The sequence below is a fragment of the Streptomyces sp. NPDC020965 genome (assembly GCF_044333555.1).
In the GTDB taxonomy this organism is placed as follows: domain Bacteria; phylum Actinomycetota; class Actinomycetes; order Streptomycetales; family Streptomycetaceae; genus Streptomyces.
The window spans coordinates 1,542,634-1,564,989 of the sequence record NZ_JBIRRE010000001.1 but is presented as its reverse complement, the minus strand read 5'-3'; the positions used below and the strand labels follow the sequence as shown (position 1 = coordinate 1,564,989).

The 22,356-nt window shown below is 71.5% G+C and carries 16 protein-coding genes; 7 read left to right on the top strand and 9 right to left on the bottom strand.

The features are described from left to right. Positions 1-231: 231 nt before the first annotated feature. From ACH4S7_RS06755 to ACH4S7_RS06745, 3 genes are all read right to left on the bottom strand, one after another. Positions 232-1,455, bottom strand: a complete 1,224-nt coding sequence (locus ACH4S7_RS06755; RefSeq protein WP_398519952.1) for a glycosyltransferase 87 family protein — start codon at positions 1,453-1,455, stop codon at positions 232-234. 318 nt (positions 1,456-1,773) lie between these two features. Further along, a complete protein-coding gene (locus ACH4S7_RS06750) occupies positions 1,774-2,550 on the bottom strand; it encodes an ABC transporter ATP-binding protein (RefSeq protein ID WP_398519951.1) in 777 nt (258 codons plus the stop codon). After that, on the bottom strand, positions 2,543-3,448 hold the full coding sequence (locus ACH4S7_RS06745) for an ABC transporter permease (RefSeq protein ID WP_398520060.1): 906 nt from the start codon (positions 3,446-3,448) through the stop codon (positions 2,543-2,545). The genes ACH4S7_RS06750 and ACH4S7_RS06745 overlap by 8 nt, the downstream gene beginning before the upstream one ends. Before the next feature lie 323 nt (positions 3,449-3,771). Here ACH4S7_RS06745 and ACH4S7_RS06740 point away from each other — a divergent pair, with 323 nt between their 5' ends. After that, positions 3,772-4,377 (top strand): TetR/AcrR family transcriptional regulator, encoded by a 606-nt coding sequence (locus ACH4S7_RS06740; protein WP_398519950.1) that lies wholly within the window; start codon positions 3,772-3,774, stop codon positions 4,375-4,377. A gap of 144 nt (positions 4,378-4,521) precedes the next feature. On the opposite strand, the gene ACH4S7_RS06735 is transcribed toward ACH4S7_RS06740, so the two are convergent. The 5 genes from ACH4S7_RS06735 to ACH4S7_RS06715 form a co-directional block, all read right to left on the bottom strand. Next, on the bottom strand, positions 4,522-5,412 hold the full coding sequence (locus ACH4S7_RS06735; RefSeq protein WP_398519949.1) for a phosphotransferase: 891 nt from the start codon (positions 5,410-5,412) through the stop codon (positions 4,522-4,524). Between the two features lie 536 nt (positions 5,413-5,948). Further along, positions 5,949-6,830 carry a carbohydrate ABC transporter permease gene (locus ACH4S7_RS06730; RefSeq protein WP_398519948.1) on the bottom strand — a complete coding sequence of 294 codons (882 nt, stop codon included), beginning with the start codon at positions 6,828-6,830 and terminating at the stop codon, positions 5,949-5,951. Further along, positions 6,827-8,164, bottom strand: a complete 1,338-nt coding sequence (locus ACH4S7_RS06725; RefSeq protein ID WP_398520059.1) for a carbohydrate ABC transporter permease — start codon at positions 8,162-8,164, stop codon at positions 6,827-6,829. The genes ACH4S7_RS06730 and ACH4S7_RS06725 overlap by 4 nt, the downstream gene beginning before the upstream one ends. 18 nt (positions 8,165-8,182) lie before the next feature. Next, positions 8,183-9,544, bottom strand: a complete 1,362-nt coding sequence (locus ACH4S7_RS06720) for an ABC transporter substrate-binding protein (RefSeq protein ID WP_398519947.1) — start codon at positions 9,542-9,544, stop codon at positions 8,183-8,185. A gap of 435 nt (positions 9,545-9,979) precedes the next feature. Continuing rightward, positions 9,980-13,828, bottom strand: a complete 3,849-nt coding sequence (locus ACH4S7_RS06715; RefSeq protein ID WP_398519946.1) for an FHA domain-containing protein — start codon at positions 13,826-13,828, stop codon at positions 9,980-9,982. Positions 13,829-14,240: 412 nt separating this feature from the next. Here ACH4S7_RS06715 and ACH4S7_RS06710 point away from each other — a divergent pair, with 412 nt between their 5' ends. From ACH4S7_RS06710 to ACH4S7_RS06695, 4 genes are all read left to right on the top strand, one after another. After that, the gene (locus ACH4S7_RS06710) at positions 14,241-16,019 is read left to right on the top strand and encodes a protein kinase (protein ID WP_398519945.1); all 1,779 of its coding nucleotides are present in this window, start codon (positions 14,241-14,243) and stop codon (positions 16,017-16,019) included. Between the two features lie 167 nt (positions 16,020-16,186). Continuing rightward, positions 16,187-17,464 carry a serine/threonine-protein kinase gene (locus tag ACH4S7_RS06705; protein WP_398519944.1) on the top strand — a complete coding sequence of 426 codons (1,278 nt, stop codon included), beginning with the start codon at positions 16,187-16,189 and terminating at the stop codon, positions 17,462-17,464. A 418-nt stretch (positions 17,465-17,882) separates the two neighbouring features. Continuing rightward, positions 17,883-18,989, top strand: coding sequence for a peptide chain release factor 2 (gene prfB / locus ACH4S7_RS06700; protein ID WP_398519943.1), 1,107 nt, complete (start codon positions 17,883-17,885; stop codon positions 18,987-18,989). A 401-nt stretch (positions 18,990-19,390) separates the two neighbouring features. Continuing rightward, complete coding sequence (locus tag ACH4S7_RS06695) at positions 19,391-20,089, top strand: hypothetical protein (RefSeq protein ID WP_398519942.1); 699 nt, start codon at positions 19,391-19,393, stop codon at positions 20,087-20,089. Positions 20,090-20,234: 145 nt separating this feature from the next. On the opposite strand, the gene ACH4S7_RS06690 is transcribed toward ACH4S7_RS06695, so the two are convergent. Continuing rightward, a complete protein-coding gene (locus tag ACH4S7_RS06690) occupies positions 20,235-20,432 on the bottom strand; it encodes a hypothetical protein (RefSeq protein WP_398519941.1) in 198 nt (65 codons plus the stop codon). 274 nt (positions 20,433-20,706) lie between these two features. On the opposite strand from ACH4S7_RS06690, the gene ftsE reads away from it, so the two are divergent. Together ftsE and ftsX are read left to right on the top strand one after the other, a co-directional pair. Continuing rightward, positions 20,707-21,396 carry a cell division ATP-binding protein FtsE gene (ftsE, locus tag ACH4S7_RS06685; protein ID WP_398519940.1) on the top strand — a complete coding sequence of 230 codons (690 nt, stop codon included), beginning with the start codon at positions 20,707-20,709 and terminating at the stop codon, positions 21,394-21,396. Positions 21,397-21,424: 28 nt separating this feature from the next. Further along, the gene (ftsX, locus tag ACH4S7_RS06680; RefSeq protein ID WP_398519939.1) at positions 21,425-22,342 is read left to right on the top strand and encodes a permease-like cell division protein FtsX; all 918 of its coding nucleotides are present in this window, start codon (positions 21,425-21,427) and stop codon (positions 22,340-22,342) included. Positions 22,343-22,356: the final 14 nt, after the last annotated feature.

Here is a 22,356-nt window from a genome sequence, read left to right as displayed (position 1 = left end):
GCGCGCTTGCTTCGGCGAGCGCGCCCCCACCCATTTCGCGCCACCCTTTTTGCCCGTGGGCGGTGCCGGGCGGTTGTACGGCGGCTGGCCGGAGCGCTTGTGCGGCGGCGCTTGTACGGCGGCTGGCCGGAGTGCTTGTGCGGCGGTGCTTGTGCGGCGGTGTTCGTACGGGGGCGCTCGTACGGAGCCGGCAGGGGGGCGGCCGGCAGGGGGGCGGTCAGCCGGGCGCGGTCAGACGGTCGCGCGCCAGAGGCGGCGGCAGGAGACCACGGCCGCCAGCAACAGCAGCCCGTTGCGCAACCCCATCAGCAGACAGCCGAGCGTGCTGCCGCCGACCACCTCGTCGTACAGCACCGGGAACGCCAGCGCACTGAGCGCGGCCGTGGGCACCATCAACAGCGCCACCGGCCGCTGAGTGGTGTGCCGGGAGGTCAGACAGACCGCCGCCAGACCGAGCAGCCAGATCAGATACTGCGGGCTGATGACCCGGCTGGTGACCGTGAAGAGGAGTACGGCGGCGAACGCGGCGTCGAAGGGGGTGGCCGGGCTCCAGCGTCGCGCCCTGATCCGCCACAGCGCCAGCCAGCAGAACGCGAGGACCGTCAGCGTGAGCGAGAGCCGCGCCACGCTGGAGACATAGGGGCCGGTCAGCTCGAACGCCCCGTACTGGAAGCGCACCTCGCCACGCCAGCCCGCCTTCCGGGCGAACTGGAGCACCATGCCACCGAGCGACTCGATCTGTACGCCCCGGGCGCTCTGCTGCCGGACGAAGTCCAGGGTGTGGTGGAAACCGACGGTCAGCGCGGTGAGCAGCACGGCGGCCGAGGCGGCGGCCGAGAACCAGATCACCCGGGTCGTATGGCCCCGGGGTGCACCCAGCACGGTGAACAGCGGCCACACCTTGAGCAGCGCGCCGATCCCGGCGAGCGCCCCGGCCAGATGGGGCCGGGTGCGCGTCGCGAGCAGGGCGAGTACGGCGACGGCGGTGACGGGCACGTCGTAGCGGGCCAGCGGCAGATTGAGCAGCAGCGGCAGCGCGCACACCCAGAGCCAGGCGCCGTGTGCTCCCGCGCGGGCCAGGGCGACGGTGATGACCGCGTCGGCGAGCAGGATCAGGACGACGAACGCCTGGAAATAGGTGAGCCAGGGCAGGGCGGCGGGGGAGAGGAAGACGAAGGCGGCGCCCGGCGGGTACTGCCAGGTGACGTCGTCCAGTGGGAATGCGCCGAGGCGGAGTTGGTCGTACCAGCCCCGGTACAGGGCGTGCACCTCGCCGGCGACACCGGTGTCGCCGATCCGGTCCACCAGCAGCAGCGCCAGCATCCCGAGGCGGGTGACCGTCCAGACGACGGCCAGCGCGACGGCGTGCCCGGGGTCCACCTCTCTCCGGGAGGGGGTTCCGCGCGGGGAGAGGTGGTGGGCCGTCGAGAGCGGGGTGATCCGATGAGGGGTCATCGGCCGGTACCTTAACCCGTTTTAGGGTGATTTTCTGCTATTTCCTGCCCGGAGTGGGCTACCCCGCGGTCGGGGCCGGGCGGGCCGGGGCCACGGCTTGGGCCGAGCCGGTCGGGGTCACCGTCCGGTTCGCGCCGGTCGGGGTCACCGTCCGGGCCGAGTCGGTCGGGTTCGCCACCCGGACAGGGTCGGTCGGGCTCGCCACCTGGGCCTGGTCGGTCGGGGTCAGCGTCCGGACCGGTCCGGTCGGGGGGCATGGCCTGGCCGGTCGGGCGTGGCCCGGGCCGGGGCGGTCGGAGACACGGTCCGGGGCGGTGGTCAGCCACGCGTGAACGCCTCGTACGCCGCGACGACCTCTCTCGCCGGGCCGTCCATCCGCAGCCGCCCGCCCTCCAGCCAGAGCGCGCGATCGCAGGTCGAGGTAATGGTCGTGTTGCTGTGACTGACGAGGAAGACCGTGCCCGCCTCGGCGCGCAGCTCCTCGATCCGCTGCCGGCTGCGCCGCTGGAACGTCGCGTCGCCGGTCGCCAGCGCCTCGTCGATCAGCAGCACGTCATGGCTCTTCGCGGCGGCGATGGAGAACCGCAACCGGGCGCCCATGCCCGACGAGTAGGTGCGCATGGGGAGCGAGATGAAGTCGCCGCGGTCGTTGATCCCGGAGAACTCCACGATGCCGTCGTACCGTTCCTGGACCTGCTGGCGTGACATGCCCATCGCGAGCCCACCGAGCACGACATTGCGCTCGCCGGAGAGATCGCCCATCAGCGCGGCGTTCACCCCGAGGAGTGAGGGCTGTCCTCGGGTGAAGACGGTGCCGCCCGACGGGGGCAGTAGCCCCGCGACGGCCTTGAGGAGGGTGGACTTCCCGGAACCGTTCGAACCGATCAGGCCAATGGCCTCGCCCTTGTACGCGACGAAGCTGACGCCCTTGACGGCGTGGACCTCTCGGACGCCCGGCGACGGCCCGCGCGCGACGATCCGGCGCAGTGCCGCGGTCGCCCCGCCCCGCCCCGTACGGCCGCCGTTGACCTGGTAGTGGATGTGCACATCGTCGACGACGACGGTCGGGACGCGCTCCCCGGTGTGCTCAGCCACGTCCGTACCTCTCCTCGGCCTGCCAGAAGTAGATGAACCCGCCGACGCCGAAGAGCGCGGCCCAGCCGAGGGCGATGCCCCACACATGCGGGGGGAGCTGGGCGGCGGTGTAGCTGTCGATCAGCGCGAAGCGCATCAGATCGATGTAGACGGCGGCCGGATTGCACTGGAGCGCCATCAGCACCCAGCCCGGCAGGTCCTGATGCCGGAGCACCGTCGGGATGCTCCACATCACGCCAGAGACGTACATCCAGGTGCGCAGCAGGAACGGCATCAGTTGGGCGATGTCGGGGGTACGGGCGGCGAGCCGGGCGACCGCCAGCGACAGGCCGGCGCTGAAGACGGTCTGGAGCAGCAGCGCGGGCACCGCCAGCAGCCAGGACGGCCGGGGGAACTGGCCGAAACCCACCAGGATCACGGCCAGCGCGCCCAGCGAGAACAGCAACTGCTGGAGCTGCTGGAGTGCGAGGGTGATGGGGAGCGAGGCGCGCGGGAAGTGCAGCGCGCGCACCAGCCCGAGGTTGCCGGAGACGGCCTTGGTGCCGCTGATGACCGAATTGGCGGTGAAGGTCCAGATGAAGACGCCGGTGACGAGGAACGGTACGAAGTCGGGCACCTGGCGACTGGTGCCGAGCAGGATGCCGAAGATCAGGTAGTAGACGGCGGCGTTGAGCAGCGGGGTCATCAACTGCCAGACCTGGCCCAGCCGCGCCTGGCTGTACTGGGCGGTGAGGCGGGCGGTCGCGAACGCGGCGATGAAGTGGCGGCGGCCCCAGAGCTGTCCGACGTACGCGGGGAGGGGTGGGCGGGCGCCGCTGATGGTGAGGCCGTGTCGGGCGGCCAACTCGCTTGGGCTCTCGGCGGGGCCGCTGGCGGGGCTCTCGGTGGGGCTGCCGATGGGGCTGTTGGCGGTGGGGCTGCCGGTGGCGGCCGGGTACCGGGCGGGTCCCCGGACTGGGCTGGCGTCAGGCGGGCTGGCGTCCGGCGCGCTGTGGAGAGGCGCGCTGTGGAGAGGCGGGCTGTTGTGGGTCGGGGTGCGGAGGGTCGGGGTGCTCACACTCTGCTCACTTCGCTCTGGTCGCGCGCTGCTGGTCACCGGGGCGGGAGGGCTGTGGTCGACTGTGTTGACGTCGGAACGGGACCGTTTCGTCGCTACGGGGAGGGTAGGACGGTTCGACGTCGCAACGCAACCGTCTCGTCGTCGCGGGTAGGCTGCGGGGCATGACCTCAGACCCGGGAAGCTCACGCCGACCCCCAGCCGGAGCCGCGGTGCTCCGCGAGGACGTGACCGAGGCGATCCGCGCGGCGGTCTTCGAGGAACTGGCGACGGTCGGGTTCGCGCGGATGTCCATCGAGGGGATCGCGCGGCGCGCGGGCGTCGGCAAGACCGCGGTCTACCGGCGCTGGAAGTCCAAGCTGGCGCTCGTCCTCGACCTGGTCTCCGTCTTCGCCGCGCAGGGACTGCCCGCCCCGGCGACCGGCTCGCTCCACGGAGACGTCCGGGCGCTGCTGGAGGTGGCCTCGCACGCGCTGCGCCACCCGGTGGCGTCCCAGGTCATCCCGGATCTGCTGGTGGAGGCCGCCCGCAACCCGGAGATCGCCGACACGATCAAGGCGGCCCTGCTGGACAGCCAACAGGGAGTGGCCGCGCTGATCGTGCGCGCGGCGGTCGAGCGCGGCGAACTGCCGGCAGGTACGGACCCGGACCGACTGCTGGACGTGGTGGTGGGGCCGCTGTACTGGCGGCTGGTGGTGGTACGGGGAGACCTGCCGAAGGGGTACGTGGACGAGCTGGCGCGGGGGGCGGTGGCGGCGCTCAAGCTCTGAGCGCTCTGAGCGCCCTGGGCGCCTTGAGCGGGCGCCGGCTCACCCACCCCGCCCGAGCCGTCTCCGATCCCCGGAGCCCCGAGCCGACCCCCGAGCCCTGGAGTCCCCGAGCCCCGCACTCATGCCCGTACGCGCGCTTCGGTGTCAGCTCAGATGGAGCCGCAACGGTGACGACGTCCCCGAGCTGCCGAAGCTCCTGCGGTGCCTCCGCTGCATCCCCGGCCGGTGCGACGTCGTCGTCTCGTGCGAGAAGTTCAGCAACTGCCGGAACCGCTCATTGCTGGCCGAGGCACCCCGCTCGCCCACCGTCTCCGTCCAGTGCCGACAGATGACGTTCACGAACGCCTCGACCGCTCGCGGATCCGCCCGCCGCCAGTGCGGAAAACCGGACAGCCAGGCGAGGGCGTCGGCGGGCGTCTGGCCGCACTCCATGAGACGTACGGCCGTGTAGGCGGGATCGATCCAGGACGGCCCGACCGCGGGCATGGCCCAGTCGATGACGTACGCCGTTCCGCCATGGTCGCCGATCATGATGTTGTGCGGGTTGGTGTCCGTGTGCAGCAGATGACTCCCGGCCAGCTTCTCGGCTTCACCCGGCTTCAGATGCGCGGTGAACCGCTGTGCGAACCGGGGTACGGGCGTCTGCGGGGCACGCAGTTTCTGCATCTGCCGAAGAGTGAAGGCGATGGCCCCGAGGTCCTCGCTCCGCGGCCCCATATCGGCGTGCCGCCCCTCGATGAGGATGAAGGCGAGACAGAACCAGCCCCCGGCCCGGTAGGTGTGCCGGATCGTCGGCCCGACCCCCCGTACGGTCCTGTTGAGCAGCGACTCCCAGCGGAGCGCGGTGGCGCCCGCGACATCGTCGTCCCGGACCCCCTTCAGGAAGAGGCGCCCATTGCCCGCCGTGGTGATGATGAGCGCGGCGGACGCGTTGAGCCCGGCGGTCACACTCCTGGCGCTGACCACTCTGCCCGTCCGCAGCTCGATCGCTTGCCGGAGTTCGGCGGGCAGCTCTTCCCAGTCAACGCGTGACATGCGTTCCTCTCCTGAGAGTCAGGGGGCACCTGGCTCGATGGCCCCCTGACCGTCGAGGGTTCACTCTTGCGTGGTGCCGCACTTCCGGCAACGCTGCTTTCCGCTCCACTGCGTCCATTCGTGGTCGCATTCACGCAGAATCCACGGTTCCATGATCGGTTCCCTTTCCCCTCGGCTGCGGACGGGTGCGTGTCTCCACTGCGCAATGGTGCCCCTCGTTGGGCCGCGCGGGGGTGGGGATGCACATACGGGGTGCAGTTCCTTCGGAGGGTGACGGTGCCGATGGGGATCGGGGACCGGGTGGGGTGGGTGTGGACGGCGGATGCGATCCGTGCGGCACGCCGCAAGGACGAGCACGAGCGCAAGGACCCGCGCCGCACGAGCACAAGCACAAGCACCCGCGCCGTGCGAGCACGAGCACAAGCGGGCAAGCACCAGCACCAGGGCCAGCACCAGGGCCAGCCCAAGCACGCGTACGGACGCACGGCGGCGGCGGAGCGCTGGATGTGCGCCCCGCCGCCGTCGGATCCGTACGGCTACTTCACCGCGCCCGCCATCACCCCCGACACGAAGTGCCGCTGGAACGCGAAGAACACCGCCAGCGGGATCACCATCGACAGGAACGCCCCCGACGCCAGGACGTCGATGTTGTTCCCGAACTGCCGTACCTGCCGTTGCAGCGCCACCGTGATCGGCGCGCTCTGCGAGTCCGCGAAGATCAGGGCCACCAGCATGTCGTTCCACACCCACAGGAACTGGAAGATGCCGAGCGACGCGATGGCGGGTGCGCCCAGGGGCATCACGACCTTGGCGAAGAGGCGGAATTCGCCCGCGCCGTCCAGCCGGGCGGCCTCCATCAGTTCGCGGGGGATCTCCGCGAAGAAGTTCCGGAGCAGGAAGATAGCGAACGGCAGACCGAAGGCGACATGGAAGAGGATCACCCCGAGCGTCGTCTCGAATATCCCGATCTGGCCGAACAGCTTCGAGACCGGCACCAGCGCGACCTGTACGGGCACCACCAGGAGGCCGACCACGGCCATGAACCACCAGTCGCGGCCCGGGAATTCCAGCCAGGCGAACGCGTACCCCGCCAGCGCGCCGATCACCACCACCAGCACCGTCGCCGGGACGGTGATCATCACGCTGGCGAAGAGGGAGTCGGTGATCGCCTCGTTCTTCAGCAGCCGCGAGTAGTTGTCCGTGGTGAGCTGCGCGGGTGCGGTGAACACCTTCCACCAGCCGCTCGCCGCGATGTCCTGCGGCCCGCGGAGCGAGGAGACCAGCAGGCCGAAGGTCGGCATCAGCCAGAACAGCCCGATCAGCAGGAGGAACACCCGCATCACACCGCCACCGGCGCGCGATGCGATCCGCGCCGGGAGCGACTGCTTCGCCTTCACCACACCGTCCGTCGTGGTCATCGGCGACTCTCCCTTCGCATGCGCCGGATGTTGAAGAACATCACCGGGAGCACCAGCAACAGCAGCAGTACCGCGATGGCGCTGCCCACTCCCAGATGGGAGTCCGTGCCGAAGGACGACTGGTAGAGCTGGAGCGCCAGTACGTTCGCGTCGTCCTGGGCGGAGCCCGGCGCGATGATGTACACGAGGTCGAAGATCTTCAACACGTTGATCATCAGCGTGACCAGGACCACCGCCAGTACCGGCGCCAGCAGGGGCACCGTCACCTGGCGGAAGACCTGCCATTCGTTGGCGCCGTCCATCCGGGCCGCCTCCAGCAGTTCGCGCGGCACGCTCGCGAGTCCCGCCGCGATCAGCACCATCGCGAACCCCGCCCACATCCATACATAGCTGCCGATGATCGCCGGGGTGACGAGCGACGGTCCGAGCCAACTCACCCCGTTGTACGGTTCGCGGAAGTTCTCGGCGGGGAACTGGAGCCGCGCGCCCTCGGCGGCGGCCGGCAGGGTGAAGGTGCCGTCCGCCCCGGCCCGCGCCTCCGCGACGACCTCGCCGTCCTTGACCGCCTCCACCCGGATGCCCTTGAGGCCCAGTTCCTTGGTGTCGATCACATTCGGCCGGCCGCCGCCGCCCTTGGTGAAGTCCAGCCACGCCGTACCGGTGATCTTCCCGTCGTCCGCCGTCGCCGCCCGCGCGGGCTTCGCGTCGGACGGCATCTTCGGGGGCGCCACCCCGACCAGCGGCAGCAGCACCCGGGAGTCGGCGCTCACCGGCTCCTTGGTGATGAACGAACCCCCACCGCCGGGCTCCAGCGGATGCACCGGTAGCGGACGCGCCTTGGGGAATCCGGCCGACTCGTTGAACGTGTCGTGCACGCCCACCCAGACCGCGTTGGCGACCCCGCGCTCCGGGTCCTGCTCGTACACCAACCGGAAGATGATCCCCGCCGCCAGCATCGAGATCGCCATCGGCATGAAGACGATCAGCTTGAACGCCGTGCCCCAGCGGATGCGTTCCGTCAGTACGGCGAAGATCAGCCCCAGCACCGTCGCGACCGTCGGGGCCACCAGGACCCAGATCGCGTTGTTCTGGACCGCCGTGAAGATGCTGTCGTCGGTGAAGATCTCCACATAGTTGTCCAGGCCCGCGAATCCGGAGCCGGACTTGTCGAAGAAGGACCGGTAGACCGAGTACCCGATCGGGTAGACCACGAGCGCGCCCAGCAGCGCCAGCGCGGGCAGCAGGAAGCCGACCGCGATGACTTTACGTGTGCCTGTCACGCTCTTGCGTTTACCGGCGGGGGCGCCCGGCCGGGCCGGGCCCCCCGCTGTCACTGTGCCGCTCACCCGTCGTCAGCTCTTGTACGCCTTGGCGGCGTCCGCTTCGAGCCGCTGCTGGGCGCCGGCCACGTCCTTCGGGTTCTTCAGGAAGTCCTGAAGTGTCTTCCAGAACCCTTTCCCCGGCGAACCGCCGAACGACTGCGGCATCTGGTCCGACATGTCGAAGCGGAAGTCGTCGCCCGATTCGATGAGGGCCTTCGCGATGTCACGCAGGACCGCATTGGGGTACGCGGCGAGGTCCAGCGCCTTGTTCGGCGAGAGGAACCCGCCCGCCGCCGCCTGGATCTTGGCCGCGTCCGGCGACGCCAGGAACGTCAGCAGCGCCTGCGCGCCCTTGCTGTCCTTCAGCGCCACGGCCGCGTCCCCGCCCGTCACCACGGGCGGCTGCGCGCCGACCGCCGGGAACGGGAACACCTTCGCGTCCGTACCGATCTTGGCGTCCGTCTGAGCGATGTTCACCGTCACGAAGTCGCCCTCGAAGACCATCGCGCCCTTCGGCTGATCACCCCCGCTGAACGTCTGGGTCACCGACGCCGGGAACTCCGTCTGGAGCGCCCCGTCCGCGCCGCCCGCGATCAGATTGGGCTTGCCGAACAATTCGGCGAGCGAGGTCAGTGCCGCCTTCACCGTCGGATCGGTCCACTTGATCCGGTGCTGGGCGAGCTGGTCGTACTTCTCCGGACCCGCCTGGGAGAGATAGATGTTCTCGAACCAGTCGGTCAGCGTCCAGCCGTCCGCGCCGGCGACCGAGACCGGGGTGACACCGGAGGCGGAGATCGTCTCGGCGGTGGCGAGGAACTCCTTCCAGGTCTTCGGCTCCGTCGCGCCCGCGTTCTCGAAGGCGGCGTTGTTGTACCAGATCAGCGACTTGTTGGCGGCCTTGTAGTAGACGCCGTACTGCTCCCCGCCCACCTGGCCGATCTTCTGCCAGCCCATCGAATAGTTCTTCGCCAGCTCGGCCTTGGCCGCCGCGCCGACCGGTTTGGCCCACTTGCGCTGTACGGCCTGCTGGATGGCGCCCGGCTGCGGCAGCATCGCCACATCGGGCGGGCTGCCCCCGGCGATCTTCGTGCCCAGGAAGTTGACGATCGGGTCCTGGGCGGGGACGAAGGTGACCGTGGCCCCCGTCCGCTTCTCGAACTCGTCCAGCACCTTGACGAAGTTCTCCTGCTCGGGGCCGCTCCACACCGCCGCGACCTCGATCTTCTCCCCCTTCAACTGGGGGAGTTCGACGCCGGCCGCTGGCTTGGTGCCCTTGGTATCGCCCGAGCCCTTGGACTTGTCGTCGTCACCGTCGCCGCAGCCGGTGAGAGCGAGGGCGCCGACGGCGGCGAATATGACCGCGGCCCTGCCCGTACGTAGAGTTGTGCGCATCTCTGCCCCGTCCCTCCCGTGCGCTGTCCCGTTGACCGACAGGTGTACGCCCGGCCCCGGGGGGCCGCAATAGCGCACGGGGCACCCGGGAGCCTTTTGTGATCCCCCTGTGACGAGCCGGGCAAACCCCACCGCACCGCCGCGATCGTGGCGATGGCGGGGTGCTGGTACGGGTGTTATCGGGCGGTTCGTGTGTGTTCGGAGTGTGGCTGTGGCGCGCGTGGGGTCAGGGAGGACGAGGGGTACGCACGGGGTCGCGTACGGGTCACGTACGGGTCACGAGCGGGGTCACGGGCGGGGTTTCAGAGCGACGGGGCGTGACGAGCGGGGGGCAGGGCGATGCGGGGGGTACGGGCGGGGGCAGGGCGCGTCACGGCGTACGCGCGGGGGGCGCGGAAGATCCGGGACGCGGGGATGTGAGGGGCAGGGGTCGGGTCAGGGCGACGCGGGGGTCAGGGGAGGCAGTGGCACCGCGTTCACCGAACGCGCGGCGCGCTCCAGCGCGCTGGCGAGGAGCGCCAGATCGGTCGGGCCGTTGCCCAACTCCCGCACGGGGCGCCGGGTCGGTGGATCGCCCATCCGCTCCCACTCCAGCGGCACCACGGTCGGGCGCAGCGTCGCCGTGCGCGGTATCCGGCCGGTCACCCGGCCGCCCTGGAACGGGGTCACCCGGCCGTCCGGATGCCCCAGCCTGCCGCGCCCCGGCAGCGGGTCGTCCGGCCCGGCCGACGCGGGCGGCGCGTCCAGCACCGCGCGCAGCCGGTTGCCCCGGGCCAGCTCGGTGTCGGCCGTACGGTCCGGGCGCGCGGAGGTCGCCACCAGGTGCACGCCGAGCCGCTCACCCTCCCGGGCCACGGCCTCCAGCGCCCGTACGACCGAACCGGCCGCGGGCCGTCCGGTACTGCCGAGCGCCGGGGCCACCAGCGCGTCGAAGTCGTCGACCAGCACCACTAGCCGGGGCAGTGACGCTCCGGCCGCTGCGGGGTCCGAGGGGTGCAGGGGTGCCATGCGCGTACGGGCGCCGGGGCGCAGCCGGAGGGTGCTGCTCGCCGGGGAGTCGAGATCGCCACGGGCGGAGGGCGGGAGCGGTCCGCGCGAGGGCGCGGGGGGCGGGGTGAGACGGCCGGTGGGGCGGTCGGGCGCCGCCGACGAGCGAGGGCCGACCAACCGGTCCCCGCCCCGATCCGCGCCCCAGCCCCCGGCTGCTCGGTCCCCGGCTCGATCCGTGCTTCGGTCGTTGCTGAAGTCTGTTCGGTCCGTCCGGTCCGTCCGGTCCGTCCGGTCCGTCCGGGGCATTCGGCTGATGCCCCGGTCCCGATCCCGCTCCGGGTGGTCCGTCGGGTGCTCGGGTCGGTCGGATCCGTTGGGTCCGGCATCCGCATCGCGCCGGGCGTGCCACTCCGCGAACCCGAGGCTGCCCAGCAGCTCCGCCCGCCGCTTCAGCTCCGCGCCCAACGCCTGCGCGAACGCCCGCATCCGGAGCGGGTCGCTCGCCACCAGCCGCTCGGTGACGTGCGGCAGCTCCAGACAGGCCGCGAGCCCCGCGCCGCGCTCCCCGCCCGCGCCGTCGACCAGCAGCAGCCCCAGCCGGTCGGGTCGCCCGGCCGCGGCCAGCGAGGCGGCGACCGAACGCAGCAGCTCCGTACGGCCACTGCCGGCGGGGCCCTCGATCAACAGATGGGGGCCCTCTTCGGTCAGATCGACGGCGAGCGGACCCCGCGGCCCCGCGCCGAGCACCGCGACGCTGCCCGACGCGTCGTCGGCCGAGGCCCAGCGAGCCATCAGGGAAGCGGGAGTGGCCCGCGCGAGCCCCAGCTCGTCCAGCAGCCGCGCCGACCGGGGCAGCGTCGCCGCCCGGCCGGGGCTCCCGCCGCAGCCCTCGGTGCGCAGGGGCGCGAGGGCGCGCCCGAAACGCTCCGCCCAGGCCACCGACACGGCGTCCACCGCGGCCAGCGCGCCATGGCCGGCGGGCAGCCCCCCGGCCGTACGCAGCAGTCGCAGGGCGGTCGCGACATCGCCGCTGAGCAGCGCCACCGCTCCACACTCCCGGAAGGCGAGTGAGGCCGCGCACGCGGTCTCGTAGGTCGCGGGGACCGGGGAGAGCGGTGAGGCGGCCGGGGTCTCGGCGAGGGCTATCAGATGGATTCCGGCCGCCCGGCCCACACTCGCCAGCCGTGCGGCCGTCTCCCGCAGCGCGGCCGAACCGGGGTCGCCGTCGACGATGACGACCGTACGCGGACCGGTGTGGCGCGCCGCGGCGTCGGCGACGGTCGCACGGTCCGCGCTCGGCCAGCCGGGGCCGAGCGGTCCGTCGTCCAGACGGCGGGTCAGCTCCGCCGTGCGGGCCAGTGCCTGGTCGCGGTCGTACGCCAGCAGCAGTCGGCAGTCCTGGCCGTGGGCCGGGCGCAGATGCGGGAGCCAGCCGAGCCAGGACCATTCGGCCTTGCGCTCGGCCAGGCCGCGCGCCCGGTCCGTACTGATCAGCACGATTTCCAGCTCGGTGGGGGAGTGCAGCGCGGCGAGCTGGGCCACTGCGGCGCGGGCGAGGCCGGACAGCCGCTCCCGGGGTCCCGCGAGCCCGAGCGAACCGGCCTCCTGGAGCCCGACCGTCACCGGCACCGACGACAGTCCGTCCCGGTCGGCGGTGCCGAGGCGGATGACCAGGGACTCCGGGTGGCCCGGCCCGCGCTCCCAGAGTCGGGGACCGGGGCCGAGCGCGGTGAGCAGGATGGTGGCGGGGTCGGGCCAGGTCTCCACGAGCGGGGCGGCGGTCGGGGGCGTCCCGGGGGTGGGCGGGGCGGGTGCCGCCTCGCCGGCGGGCTCTTCCCGGCCACCGGCGAAACGCCGCGCCCAGGCGCCTATGCCGCGCCTGCGGGGGCCGCGGCCGGCCTGCGCGGCGGGTTCTTCGAATCCGTCGTCCGTCCGGTCTCGGCCCCGGTCCTGGTCAGCGGGCTCATCGGACCTGTCGGCCCGGCGGCCGGAGGCGCGGGCCGGGTCGGACCGCCCGTCGCCCGGGGCGGAGTGGTCGCCGGGGTGCTCGAAACGGTGGCCGGACGGCTCAAAACGGTCATGGGAAGGGGCAAAGCGATCGTGGGGCGGTTCGGAACGGGTGCCGGATGGTCCGAAGCGGTCGTGGGGCGGCGTCGCGAACCGCTCGTCCGGCAGCTCCCCCCGGCCGGCCGACGCCTCGGACCGGTCGTGCCGGTCGGTCCGGTGGTCGGGCGTGGTCCCGCGCGTGGTGGTGCCGTCCCCGCGGGGGGCAGGGGAGCGCGGGGTGTACTGCGCGGGGACCCGGGGGTCCGTCCCCCCGCCTGCGGACGTACGGGTGCCATGGGCCGGGGTCCGGGCGGTGGAGCTGTCCGTGGCACCGCCCGGGGGGATGCCGCCGGTGACATAGGGGTCACCCGGTGGCGCATAGGGACGGCGGGCCGTCTCGGCCGCGGGTTCGTCCGCCGCCTTAGGGATGCGGAGATGCCCCTCGCCGTCCGGGGTCGTCGGCAGCGAAGGCGCCCGCTCCCCGGAGGCCAGCAGAATGGTCGATTCGCCCAGCCGCAGCAGCGCGCCCCGCGGCAGCCGGACCGGGCGGGAACCCACCGGCACGCCGTCCAGGGTGGTGCCGTTCGTCGAGTCGAGGTCCGCGACGGTGATCCGGCCGTCGTCCTCGACCGTCACCTCGCAGTGCAGCCGTGAGACATCGGGGTCGTCCAGCGGGACGTCGGCGCGTGCGGAGCGGCCGACACTGATCCGGCCGCCGTGCAGGAGGTGGACACCGCCCGCGTCGGGGCCCGCGACCACCCGGAGCTGCGCGGCGGCCTCGGCGTGCGGCGGGTCGGCCGGGCCGGGGAACTGGAGGGAGAGCACCGCTCCGTCGACCAGCGGTGGCTCGCCCAGGGTGCGGCGCTGGGCGTCGAGCCTTTCATCCCCCGCGTACAGCACGACGGTGCCGGAGGCGTCGGGACCCGCGACGGCGGCGGCCAGACCGGACGCCACGGCGGCCAGTGCCGTCCCGGCCGGGGCGGTGATCAGCACATCGCACGCGCGCGTGCCGGAGCCCGATCCGATGGCGGTCGCGGTGGAGTCCCCGGCGGTGGGCCCCTGGCCCGCCGGTGAACGGCCGGCCGGCTGCCCCCCGTGTGCCGGCCCCGCCGCGGACTGCCCGCCGCGCGGCGCGAGAACGGTCAGCCGGATCTGCATCGCCGTCAGCAATCCCTTCTGCGCGGGGCGCACCGAGCGGCGGAGCCGCCTCCGCGTCGCCCCCACCCGACAGGTCGGCACGGTGGCCACGGGGCTCCCGCCCCCATGACTCCGTGCTGAGGGCATCCTCGCACCTGCCACTGACAACACGCCCGGGGACCGGCCAAAAGTGATCTTGAATGGTCCGGTCCGGATGGAAAAATGCCTGGTTGGGTCCCGATCGACCGAGGGTGCGGCGTGAGTGCGGCACGGTTGTTCGGCAACCATGCCCGGGGTATGGGCGTCTTCCTTCCGAACGCTTCGCGCCACCGTGCGCGTGTCGTGTCCCCGTCGTGCCGCCGACCGGCCGGCGCCGAGTACGAGTCGAAGGCGAGCTGAATACGAGCTGTGGACAACCGGCCGGTGTGTCGTTCGACGGCACTAAAGTGGGTCGGACAGCCGGGCGCAGTCGACAGGGGGCCCCGGACCACGCAAGGACCACGATCAGCAGGGAGCGCATGACGTGCGGCCTGTAGGCAGCAAGTACCTCCTCGAGGAGCCACTCGGCCGCGGGGCCACGGGCACCGTCTGGCGTGCCCGGCAGCGAGAGACGGCCGGAGCCGAGGCAGCGGTGCCGGGGACGCCCGGCGAGACGGTCGCGATCAAGGTCCTCAAGGAGGAGCTGGCGACGGACGCGGACATCGTGATGCGCTTTCTGCGCGAGCGCTCCGTCCTGCTGCGGCTGACCCATCCGAACATCGTGCGCACCCGGGACCTGGTGGTCGAGGGCGATCTCCTCGCCCTGGTCATGGATCTGATCGACGGCCCGGACCTCCACCGCTATCTGCGGGAGAACGGCCCCTTCACCCCGGTCGCCGCCGCACTGCTGACCGCCCAGGTCGCCGACGCCCTCGCCGCCAGCCACGCCGACGGCGTCGTCCACCGCGACCTCAAGCCGGCGAACGTCCTCCTCAAGACGGACGCCGACGGCCAGATGCACCCGATGCTGACCGACTTCGGCATCGCCCGTCTCGCGGACTCCCCGGGTCTGACCCGTGCCCATGAGTTCGTCGGCACCCCCGCGTACATCGCGCCCGAGTCCGCCGAGGGCCGCCCGCAGACCTCCGCCGTCGATGTCTACGGCGCGGGCATCCTGATGTACGAGCTGGTCACGGGCCGCCCCCCGTTCGCAGGTGGCACCGCTCTGGAGGTGCTCCAGCGCCATCTCAGCGAGGAGCCCCGCCGCCCCACCACCGTCCCCGAGCCGATGTGGACGGTCATAGAGCGCTGTCTGCGCAAGGAGCCCGGGGAGCGGCCGAGCGCCGAGAACCTCGCCCGTGGTCTGCGCACCGTCGCCGCCGGTATCGGGGTCCACTCCACGCCCGCGCAGGTCGACGCGGCGCTCGGGGTCGCGGCCCTGCTCGCGCCCGACCCGTCGCCGGCTCCGGTGCCGCCGACCCCGGGGGCCGCGGACCCGACCCAGGTCCTGCAGAACAACGCGGCACCGTTCGACCCGGGCGCCGCGACCAGCGTGCTGCCCCAGACCGGTGGGCCCGGTGGCGCCGCCGACCCGACGAGCGTGCTGCCCCGCGGTGGCCCGGCCGCCGACCCGACCGCCGTGATGCCGCCGGTACCGCCGCGTCCGGACGGCGCCCCGGGTGCCCCGGGGGATCCACATCCCTGGCAGTCCCAGCTCCAGGCCGCCCGGGACCGTAGCGACCAGACGCAGGTGCAGTATCTGGACCCGAGCCAGGATCCGCTGCGGCGGCGCCCCCAGCGGCAGCCGCAGCAGCCTCCTCAGCAGCCCCCGAACCAGCAGCACCAGCAGCCCCCACATCACCAGCAGCAGTACCCGCCGCAGGCTCAGCGCCCGCAGCACCCGCAGCAGTATCCGCAGCATCAGCAGCGGCCTCATCCGCCGCAGCCGCAACAGCAGCGCCCCCAGCTCCAGCCGCCTCACCACCAGCAGTACGCGCCCCAGCCGTACACGCCTCCCCAGCAGCCGCAGCCCCAGCAGCCCGCACCCCAACAGCCGGAGCCCCGTCAGCCCCGGCAGCCGCGCCAGCGCAGCGCCAACCCGATGCGGATTCCCGGTCTCGGCTGCCTCAAGGGCTGTCTCTTCTCGGTGGCCATGCTGTTCGTCGCCGGCTGGCTGGTCTGGGAGCTGACCCCGCTCCAGGACTGGGTGGCCCAGGGCCAGAGCTACTGGGACGCCATCGGCGACGGCGTCTCGACCGTCACCGGCTGGATCTCCGACCTCGGCGGCTCCGGCTCAAGCGGCGAAACGGACACCGGCCAGTAGGCCGACCCCGCCCCGGCCGACGACCGGGGCGGGAGATTTATCGACTTCCATGGATGGCCTCGCGGGTTGATTCACCCCGTGGAGGTGAAGGTTGATGCCATCCGGGGCACGCGGGCCCCGGACACCCGCGTACGTTATGGGCATCGCCAGCCGCTGAGGGAGCAGTCTTGGCACGGAATATCGGCAGCCGGTACACGGCCCATCAGATCCTCGGACGAGGCAGCGCGGGCACGGTGTGGGCCGGCGAGGGCCCCGACGGGCCCGTCGCCATCAAGCTGTTGCGCGAAGACCTCGCCTCCGACCAGGAGCTGGTCGGACGCTTCGTCCAGGAGCGCACGGCCCTGCTCGGGCTCGTCCACCCCGGGATCGTCACCGTCCGTGACCTGGTGGTCGACGGAAACGATCTCGCGCTCGTCATGGAGCTCGTGCGCGGCACCGACCTGCGCAGCCGCCTCGACCGGGAGCGCAGGCTCGCCCCCGAGGCCGCCGTCGCGATCGTCGCGGACGTCGCCGACGCCCTCGCCGCCGCACACGCGGCCGGGGTCGTCCACCGGGACGTCAAGCCGGAGAACATCCTGCTCGACATGGAGGGACCGCTCGGCCCGGCCCGCTCCCACCCGGCGCTGCTGACCGACTTCGGTGTCGCCAAGCTCATCGACACCCCGCGCCGGGTCAAGACGACCCGGATCATCGGCACCCCGGACTATCTGGCACCCGAGATCGTGGAGGGGCTGCCGCCGAGGGCCGCCGTCGACATCTACGCCCTCGCGACCGTGCTGTACGAACTCCTCGCGGGCTTCACCCCCTTCGGCGGCGGCCACCCGGGAGCGGTGCTGCGCCGCCATGTCACCGAGACCGTCGTTCCGCTGCCGGGCGTCCCCGACGAGCTGTGGCAGCTCGTCGTCCAGTGCCTGGCCAAGGCCCCGGCGTCCCGGCTGCGCGCCTCCGAGCTGGGCACCCGGCTGCGGGAGCTGCTGCCGGCACTGGCGGGTATGCCACCGCTCGATGTCGACGAACCGGACGCCGAACCCGCCGCACCTGAGCCGTACGAGGAGGTCACGCCCGAGCCCGCCGGTGAGGTGCGCCGCCGCGGCGCCGTGCCCCTCGTCCCGGGCGCGGCACCGGCCGACTCCAACCGCGACACCCACACCTCGATGCGGGTCCCGGCCCCGGACGAACTGGCCGGCGGCGCCCACGGCACGGCGCGCGCCCCCCGCTCGCCCGGGCAGCCCCGCCCGGGCTCGGCCCGCAACCGGCCGGGCCAGAAGACCGGCGCCCAGGCGGGCCGGGGCGCGGCCGCGGTCCGCAAACGCCGGATCGCCCTCGGCGCGGCGGCCGTCGCGGTGATCGCGGCGCTGGGGGTCGGCGGCTGGCTGGCCATCGGCGACGGAGACGCGGAACGCACACCCCAGGACACCGAGCGGTCGGCCCCGGCGGAGCCCTAGGTCGTGTCTTCAAAGTCCCGTCTGTCTGCCGTGCCCTGGCACGCACCCTCGCCGCGTTGTCGTCAGTCGCCAACGGGCCCCCGTAGCCCTGCGGGCACGGGAGGGACCCCCACCCTGTGCCCTGGCGGGCACGGGAGGTACCCCCACCGCGTTGACTCTCCCCCAGCCTCCGGCCGGGAGGTGCCCCCATCCTCCGCCTTGCGATCCGTCCCCTCGGCCCTTGCGGGCCTGGGGAGACCCCATGCACCAGACCCCGCCAGCCCCGCCCTCCGGGCGGACGACGCTACTTTGAAGACACTCCCTAGAACCCTGGTCCTGGGGCTGCCGGGGCCCCCGCCCGGGCGGGTTCCGGTGTCCTCGGCCCCCGGCCCCGGGGCCAGGGGGCCGGGATGCCGCGCCCAGCCGTTACGCTGGACCCGTGGCAGTCGTCGATGTATCCGAAGAGCTGAAGTCCCTCTCCACGACCATGGGGTCGATCGAGGCCGTCCTTGACCTGGACAGGATGAGGGCTGACATCGCCGTGCTGGAGGAGCAGGCCGCGGCCCCGTCCCTGTGGGACGACCCGGACGCGGCCCAGAAGATCACCAGCCGCCTCTCGCACCTGCAGGCCGAACTCCGCAAGGTCCAGGCGCTCCGGGGCCGTATCGACGACCTCAGTGTGCTCTTTGAGCTGGCCGAGGCCGAGGACGACGCGGACACCCAGGCCGAGGCCGAGGCCGAGCTGACCGCTGTCAGCAAGGCGCTGGACGAGATGGAAGTACGGACGCTGCTGTCCGGCGAGTACGACGAGCGTGAGGCGCTGGTCAACATTCGCGCCGAGGCCGGTGGCGTGGACGCCTCCGACTTCGCCGAGCGGCTCCAGCGGATGTATCTGCGCTGGGCCGAGCGCCACGGCTACTCCACTGAGGTCTACGACACGTCGTACGCGGAAGAGGCCGGCATCAAGTCGACCACCTTCGTCGTGAAGTCCCCGTACGCCTACGGCACGCTCTCCGTCGAGCAGGGCACCCACCGGCTGGTGCGGATCTCTCCCTTCGACAACCAGGGCCGTCGCCAGACGTCGTTCGCGGGCGTCGAGGTGCTCCCCGTGGTGGAGCAGAGCGACCACGTCGAGATCGACGAGTCCGAGCTGCGGGTGGACGTCTACCGCGCCTCGGGCCCCGGTGGCCAGGGCGTGAACACGACGGACTCCGCGGTCCGCATCACCCACATCCCGACCGGCATCGTGGTCTCCTGCCAGAACGAGCGCTCCCAGATCCAGAACAAGGCGAGCGCAATGAACGTCCTCCAGGCCAAGCTGCTGGAGCGGCGCCGCCAGGAGGAGCAGGCCCGGATGGACGCCCTCAAGGGCGACGGCGGCAACTCCTGGGGCAACCAGATGCGCTCGTACGTCCTCCACCCGTACCAGATGGTCAAGGACCTGCGGACGGAGTTCGAGGTGGGCAACCCGCAGTCGGTGCTGGACGGCGAGATCGACGGATTCCTGGAGGCGGGCATCCGCTGGCGCAAGCAGCAGGAGAAGTAGCCCGCACCGCGCAGACCAATTCTTGAAGGAAAGGTGCCGACTCCGTCACGGGGTCGGCACCTTTCCTTCATGCCGTTTCCACCGATCCCCGGTGCCTAGGGAATTCGCTGACGCAATCCATTGGCAGCAAATCACCTCGCTTTATCGACAAGGGAACTGCATCTCGTCGGACGCCAGTTCCCTTCTGCGTCACGGTTCCATAGCGCTAGTTCGGGCAACCTGCTCGATATCAGACATCGCACGCGCAACCGCCTTGACGCGCCCCCTGAAACTGGGAAGGCTGGCGCGCGGCATGCGTGTATTCGGGGCGCGTGCGAACCGGGGGCGGGAAATATCGGACCCCGCGGTCGCCGCCCCGGACGCTGCTCCAATGACGAACAGCTACTGGGGGTAGCAGCCAGATGACCAAGAAGATGCGTATCCGCGTGGCGCGAATCGCAGCCGGTGCGGTGATCGCCGCAGGCGCGTCGCTGACCGCCGCGGGTGCCGCTTCGGCCGCCGGGCTCGACGTGGGTGTGCTGTCCGATGCGGGACTCGGTGTCAACGAGAAGGACTCCGAGCCCGAGCCGGACGGTCCCACCACCGGCCCGCCGACGACGATTCCCACACCGACCGATACTCCGCCCGGTCCGACCGACACGCCTCCTGGCCCCACCGACACGCCCCCGGGCCCGACCGATACTCCGCCCGGTCCGACCGACATCCCGACCGGTCCCACGGGGATCCCGCCGGGGCCCACGAGCGCGCCCGGCCCCGCGGAGCCGCCCACGAGCGACCCCGACCCTGAGCCCGACCCCACCTCGACCACGGCCAAGCGGGTCGGCGGTACCGGGGGCGCGGGCGGTACCGGGGGCACCGGGGGCGGTGGGGATGCCGGTACCTGCACCGTCGATCTCGACGGTGCCCAGTGCGTCGACAATCTGAACACCAACAACGCCGCCTCCCAGCCCGTCGCGCAGGGCAAGGCCAAGGAAGAGCTGGCCGAGACCGGTGCCATGGAGACGACGTTCCTGCTCATCGGGGCCGCGACCATGATCGCCGGTGGTATCGGCTTCCGGATGCTGCCCCGTCTGGTCGGTGGCGGCCGAGCCGCCGTCTGACTGCCGGCGTGATGATCTGAGACCCCGCGCGGCGCCTACGGGCCCGTAGGCGGGCGCACAGGAGGGCCCTGGGTGCGATATCGCACCCAGGGCCCTCTCGTGTCTGTCTGTGATCGGCGGGCGGGCGGCCGGTCCTGTCCGGGACCTATGCGCTCCGCGACGCCAGTACCGCCAGTGCTGCCATGAGCACGATCAGCAGGGTCAACAGCGTCGCCGGGTTCAGCCCCCCGAACGGGCTGCGGTCCTGCTGGAGCCGCTCGCGGTTGGCGCGGCGGCAGACCGGGCAGCGACCCTCGGAGACCGGGGCCGCGCAGTTGGCGCACACCAGTCGGTCGTAGGTCATGCGCTCTCCTCCTCCCGCGCGCCGGAGCCGCGGACGCGGGACCGTAAGCACAGTTCTCCCTCGACAACGCTCAGCGAAACGCGACTGTTCCCCTACCACTGTGCCAGCTCGCGCGCTTTTCGGCGCGGCCCTGAACGCGGCCCGACCGCCGACCTCGACCGCCCGGTGTCGGACCGTACGACAAACTACGCAAGCCAGACCGACGCCTGCAGCCGTGAGCCCCGGTCGCGTAGTGTCACGCACACCTACTCCCGGCCGACCGCGTGGTGCACCCGTGATCCGATTCGACAACGTCTCCAAGAGTTACCCCAAACAGAACCGCCCAGCCCTGCGTGACGTCTCCCTGGAGATCGAGAAGGGGGAATTCGTCTTTCTCGTGGGCTCGTCCGGTTCCGGTAAGTCGACCTTTCTGCGGCTACTCCTGCGTGAGGAGCGCGCCAGTCAGGGCCTCGTCCATGTACTCGGCAAGGATCTGGCCCGGCTCTCCAACTGGAAAGTGCCGCATATGCGCCGCCAGCTCGGCACGGTCTTCCAGGACTTCCGGCTGCTGCCCAACAAGACCGTCGCGGAGAACGTCGCCTTCGCGCAGGAGGTCATCGGAAAGCCCCGCGGGGAGATCCGCAAGGCGGTCCCCCAGGTCCTGGACCTCGTCGGCCTCGGTGGCAAGGAGGACCGGATGCCGGGCGAGCTGTCCGGTGGTGAGCAGCAGCGGGTGGCCATCGCCCGCGCGTTCGTCAACCGGCCCATGCTCCTCATCGCGGACGAACCCACCGGCAACCTCGACCCCCAGACGTCCGTCGGCATCATGAAGCTGCTCGACCGGATCAACCGGACCGGGACCACCGTGGTGATGGCGACCCACGACCAGAACATCGTCGACCAGATGCGCAAGCGCGTCATCGAGCTGGAGAGTGGCCGTCTCGTGCGTGACCAGGCTCGCGGCGTCTACGGCTACCAGCACTGAAAGCGCAAGGAAAGGCTGACCGCACGCGATGCGCGCCCAGTTCGTACTGTCGGAGATCAGCGTCGGTCTCCGCCGCAATCTGACGATGACCTTCGCCGTCATCGTCTCCGTGGCCCTCTCGCTCGCGCTCTTCGGCGGTGCGTTGCTGATGAGCCAGCAGGTCAACACGATGAAGGACTTCTGGTACGACAAGGTCAACGTCTCCGTCTACCTCTGCAACAAGAACGACGCCACGGCGTCGCCCCAGTGCGGCAAGGGTGCCGTCACCGAAGAGCAGAAGCATCAGATCAAGGCCGATCTGCAGAAGATGGACATCGTCGAGACCGTTCACCAGGAGACGGCCGAGCAGGCGTACAAGCTCTACAAGAAGCAGTACGGCGACACCCCCATCGCGGCCACCATCACGCCGGACCAGATGCAGGAGTCGTTCCGGGTCAAGCTGAAGGACCCGGAGAAGTACCAGGTCGTCGCCACGGCCCTGGCCGGGCGGGCCGGTGTGCACTCGGTCCAGGATCAGCGTGACATTCTGCAGAACCTGTTCTCGCTGATGAACGGAATGCGGGTCGCGGCGCTCTGCGTGATGGGTCTGATGCTGGTGATCGCGATGATGCTGATCGTCAACACGGTGCGGGTCTCGGCATTCTCCCGGCGCCGGGAGACGGGCATCATGCGGCTCGTCGGCGCCTCCAGTTTCTACATCCAGATGCCGTTCATCATGGAGGCGGCGTTCGCCGGCCTCCTCGGTGGCGCGGTCGCCTGTGGATTCCTGGTCATCGGCCGCTACTTCCTCATCGATCACGGTCTCGCGCTCGCGGAGAAGATGCAGTTGGTGAATTTCATCGGCTGGGACGCGGTCCTCACCAAGCTGCCGCTGGTCCTCGCGATCGGTCTGCTGATGCCCGCCATCGCGGCATCCATCGCGCTGCGCAAGTATCTCAAGGTGTGACAAACGCCCCGGGC